The sequence below is a fragment of the Clavibacter sp. MX14-G9D genome (assembly GCF_032917815.1).
Taxonomy (GTDB): Bacteria; Actinomycetota; Actinomycetes; order Actinomycetales; family Microbacteriaceae; genus Clavibacter; species Clavibacter michiganensis_K.
Genome location: NZ_JAVCVL010000230.1, coordinates 1 through 4088, shown reverse-complemented (window position 1 = coordinate 4088; position 4088 = coordinate 1). Strand labels below are relative to the sequence as shown.

General features: G+C 72.7%; 3 protein-coding genes. All 3 read right to left on the bottom strand.

Going from position 1 to position 4088, the window contains the following annotated elements:
- Positions 1 to 1765 (bottom strand): DNA polymerase III subunit gamma and tau (locus Q6969_RS13665; protein ID WP_317230932.1); only part of this gene is annotated, 1765 nt, incomplete at its 3' end.
- Between the two features lie 103 nt (positions 1766 to 1868).
- A complete protein-coding gene (locus Q6969_RS13660; RefSeq protein ID WP_317230931.1) occupies positions 1869 to 3119 on the bottom strand; it encodes an HTTM domain-containing protein in 1251 nt (416 codons plus the stop codon).
- Positions 3116 to 3838 carry a DUF5819 family protein gene (locus tag Q6969_RS13655; RefSeq protein WP_317230930.1) on the bottom strand — a complete coding sequence of 241 codons (723 nt, stop codon included), beginning with the start codon at positions 3836 to 3838 and terminating at the stop codon, positions 3116 to 3118. The genes Q6969_RS13660 and Q6969_RS13655 overlap by 4 nt, the downstream gene beginning before the upstream one ends.
- Positions 3839 to 4088: the final 250 nt, after the last annotated feature.

Here is a 4088-nt window from a genome sequence, read left to right as displayed (position 1 = left end):
ACGCGGGGGCGGGTGCGCCGGACGATGCGGGGCGGCCGGCAGCCGGAGCCGCGGCCGGAGCGACCTCGGGAGCCGGGGACGGGGATCCGCCGCGGGCCGGGGCGGACCCGCCGTGCGGCTCGACGCGCGCGATGAACTTCACGCGCAGGCCGAGCACGTCGAGGATGGCCGTGCGCAGGATGTCGCTGACGCCCTGGCCGGGAGCGCCGCGCTCCTTGAACTTCTCGGCGTCGTTGGCGCTGACGAACGACAGCGTGAGCACGTCGCCCGCCAGGGCGCGGGGCGTGGCGGTGACGGCGACGAGCCACGCGCTCCGCTTCGCCTTCTCCACGGCCTCGACGACCGACGGCCAGGAGTCGCGCAGCTGCTCGAACGTGACGGGACCGACCGGGGCGGCCGGGGCTGGGGCCGGAGCGGAGGCGGTCGGCGCGGAGGGGCCCGGCGCGGAGGCGGGAGCCGGTGCCGGTGCCGGTGCCGGTGCCGGTGCCGGTACTGGTGCCGGTGCTGGCGCCGCGGCGGGAGGCGCGGCCACGGGAGCGGGGGCCACAGGAGCGACGGGAGCCGGCGCGGCCTCGGTCGTCGGATCCGTCGACGCGTCCGCCACGCCGACCCGGCGCTCGAGGCGCTCGACGCGGGCGAGGGCGCCGCGGTGCGTGTCGTCGCTGGCGGGCACGAGGACGCGGGCCACGAGGAGCTCGAGGTGGAGGCGCGGGGACGTGGCCCCCGTCATCTCCGTGAGGGCGGCGTTGACGACGTCGGCGGCGCGCGACAGCTCGACGGCGCCGAACGCGACGGCCTGGGCCCGCATGCGCTCGAGCTCGTCCTCCGGGGTGCCGCGGAGCACGGCGGCGGCGCCCTCGACGGAGGTGGCGCCGACGATGATGAGGTCGCGCAGGCGCTCGAGGAGGTCCTCCACGAAGCGGCGCGGATCCTGTCCGGTCTGGATGACCCGGTCGACGCCCGCGAAGGCGGCCGCCGCGTCGTGCCGGGCGACGGCGTCGATGACCTCGTCGAGGAGGGCGGCGTGCGTGTAGCCGAGCAGGGCCACGGCGCGCTCGTACTCGACGCTCTCGTCCTCCGAGCCCGCGATGAGCTGGTCGAGGAGGGAGAGCGTATCGCGCACCGATCCCCCGCCAGCGCGCACGACGAGCGGCAGGACGCCCGGGGCGACCTCCACGTGCTCCTCCTTCGACAGGTGCTCCACGTAGTCGAGCATCTGGGCGGGGGGAACGAGCCGGAACGGGTAGTGGTGCGTGCGCGACCGGATGGTGCCGATGACCTTGTCGGGCTCGGTGGTGGCGAAGATGAACTTCACGTGCTCCGGCGGCTCCTCCACGATCTTCAGCAGCGCGTTGAAGCCCTGCGGGGTGACCATGTGCGCCTCGTCGAGGATGAAGATCTTGTACCGGTCGCGTGCGGGCGCGAAGACGGCGCGCTCCCGGATGTCGCGCGCGTCGTCGACGCCGTTGTGGCTCGCCGCGTCGATCTCGACCACATCGAGCGACCCGCTGCCGTCGCGGCTCAGCTCGACGCAGCTCGGGCACACGCCGCAGGGGGTGTCCGTGGGACCCTCCGCGCAGTTGAGGCAGCGCGCGAGGATGCGGGCGGACGTGGTCTTGCCGCAGCCGCGCGGACCGCTGAACAGGTAGGCGTGGTTGACGCGGTTGGTGCGGAGGGCCGTGCGCAGCGGATCCGTCACCTGCGTCTGGCCGATGAGCTCGGCGAAGTTCTCTGGCCGGTAACGGCGATACAGGGCGGTGACCACGATCCTGAGGATACCGGGCACCCCCGACCGTCCGGCCGCGCCGGTCGGCGCGGAGGACGGCCGCCGCGTCCTCCCGGCGGGGAGGGCACGGCGGCCGTCGAGGTCAGCGATCGGCCGCGACCCGGCCCGGGGCGTCCTCGCCCTCGGGGGCGATGGCCCCCGTCATGCGCTCGTCGGCGGGCTCGGCGGATCCGGATCCGGACCCGTCACCGGGAGCGGCCGAGGACCGTTCGTCGACAGGGCGCATCCGCTCGCGGATCCACCCGGGCGCGCTGCTGCGGACCCGGGAGGCGAGCGCCATCCCCTGGCGCCACGTGGCATCGCGGACGAACAGGAAGTCGAGGGCGATCATCGCCAGCGAGAACGGCCAGAGGCCGAGGAGGAGACCGATCATCAGGTGCATCCCCGTGATGACGACGAGGGCGACGATGCGCGACGGCCGCCACAGGATCAGCACCGGGAACAGCCCCTGGAACGCCACGGCCATGAAGCTCGCGAGCACCACCCCGAGGCTCATCTGCACGAGCAGGTCGTTGAGCGCGGGCCACGGACGGTAGCCGTCGAGCATGAGGGAGTAGTAGGTGGCGCTCCCGTCGCGCCACTCCTCGCCCATCAGCTTGAGGATCGCGGAGTTCACGTAGATGAGCATGATCTGGTACGCGCTGAGCACCAGGGCCGTGTTGTGGAGCAGCACGGGCACGAAGCGCGGGACGCGCGCGAGCAGGGCGCGGATCCCCGCCAGGGAGGCAGCCGGCTGCCGCGCCGGACCGCGGCGACGCCGGACGGCATCGAGCGAGAAGTGCCGCGACAGGTCCGCGAACAGGGCGAAGAAGAGGGTGAGCCGCATGACGACGTCACCGCCGTTGGTGAGCAGCGTGCTGTTCGTCGACAGGCCCACCCAGAACAGCAGCAGGAACGGCGTGACGATCCGCGTGCGCAGTCCGAGCGTGAACAGCACGGCGAGGGCGGCGAGCACGAGGTAGGCGAGGTCGAACAGCGTGGCGTCGGTCTTGGAGAACAGCTTCCCGAAGAGGTCGGGCCAGTCGCGGAGCCGCACGAGCGGGTCGACGAAGCGCGAGCCGACCCCCCACAGGTAGTGGCGGTCGGCGAAGCTCGTCACCAGGACGCCGATCATCACGAGCCCCAGGGTGATGCGGAGCGCCGCGAAGCTGTACGTGGCGTGCTCGCGCTCCGTGAGCCAGCCCACGGCGGCGCGGGGCCAGGTCGCGGGTGTCCGGAGCGACCGGAGGAGGGTCGCGTCCTGGGCGGACGCACGGCTCCGTGCGGAGCGCGCGCGCCCCGCCCAGGAGCCGGCCGCGGGCGTCGGACGCTCGTCGCGCGTGCTCGTCTTCATCGTGCGTACCTCTCGACGACGGACTGGTAGACGCTGAGCGCCTGGGGATCGATGACGTCGTCGACGTGACGCCACCCGAACGTCCGCACGGACGGCTCGTACTGCCGGGCGTCGTCGAGGCGGCGGTCGAAGTCGTTCGGCCGGGTGGTCACCACGCGCCACCGGACGCGCTCGACGTCGCGGCCGAAGTAGGCCGTGCTCCAGTACGTCGCGAACTCCTTCACCACGTACTCGTGCCGGAGGAAGGAGATCACGCGGCCCCGCGTGCCGTCCTCGAGCCCGGAGAGCTGCTCGATGAGCGAGTCCGCGGTCTTCGCCGCGTAGCCCGTCTCGGTGCGTCGGATGAAGGTGTCGCGCACCACCTCCTGCTGCTCGGTCGACAGTGCCTGGTAGCGGGTCATGTACGTCTTCACGAGGTTGGCGCTCTGCTTGTTGGTGCGCGAGCCCTGCAACTGCCCCTCGCTGGCCCCGTACTCGGACTCCGTCACCGGGATCCAGTCGCTCTTGACCAGGGCTCCCGACTCGTCGCGCCACTGCGACTGGACCTCGAGGAAGCGGCTCGCCTTCTGGATGGAGGGAGCGAAGACGTTCCACTGCTGGGAGAAGAAGGGACGGGCCGGGGCCGTGAGCGCACGGGTCGCGTCGTTCTGCGGGACGGCCATGAGGATCGTCGTCGCGATGTAGACGATGACGACCCCGACCGCGACGAGCGCGCTCACCCGGGCTCCGCGCGTCAGCGCCGGAGGAGCGCTGGGACGCGGACGTCTCGGGCCGTCGGCCCCGTCGCGTGGAGCAGCCTCGGGATCGAGGCGATCGGATCCGCTCGCAGCGTCTGCCGGTCGAGTGCGGTCGTGCGTCGTGTGGGTCATGAGCGCCGTCCCCCTGGTGCGTCGGGTGCTGAGAGAGCACGTATCGGGTGTGTCGTGCCGGTCGTGCGGGTCGTGCCGGTCGTGCGGGTCGTGCCGGTCG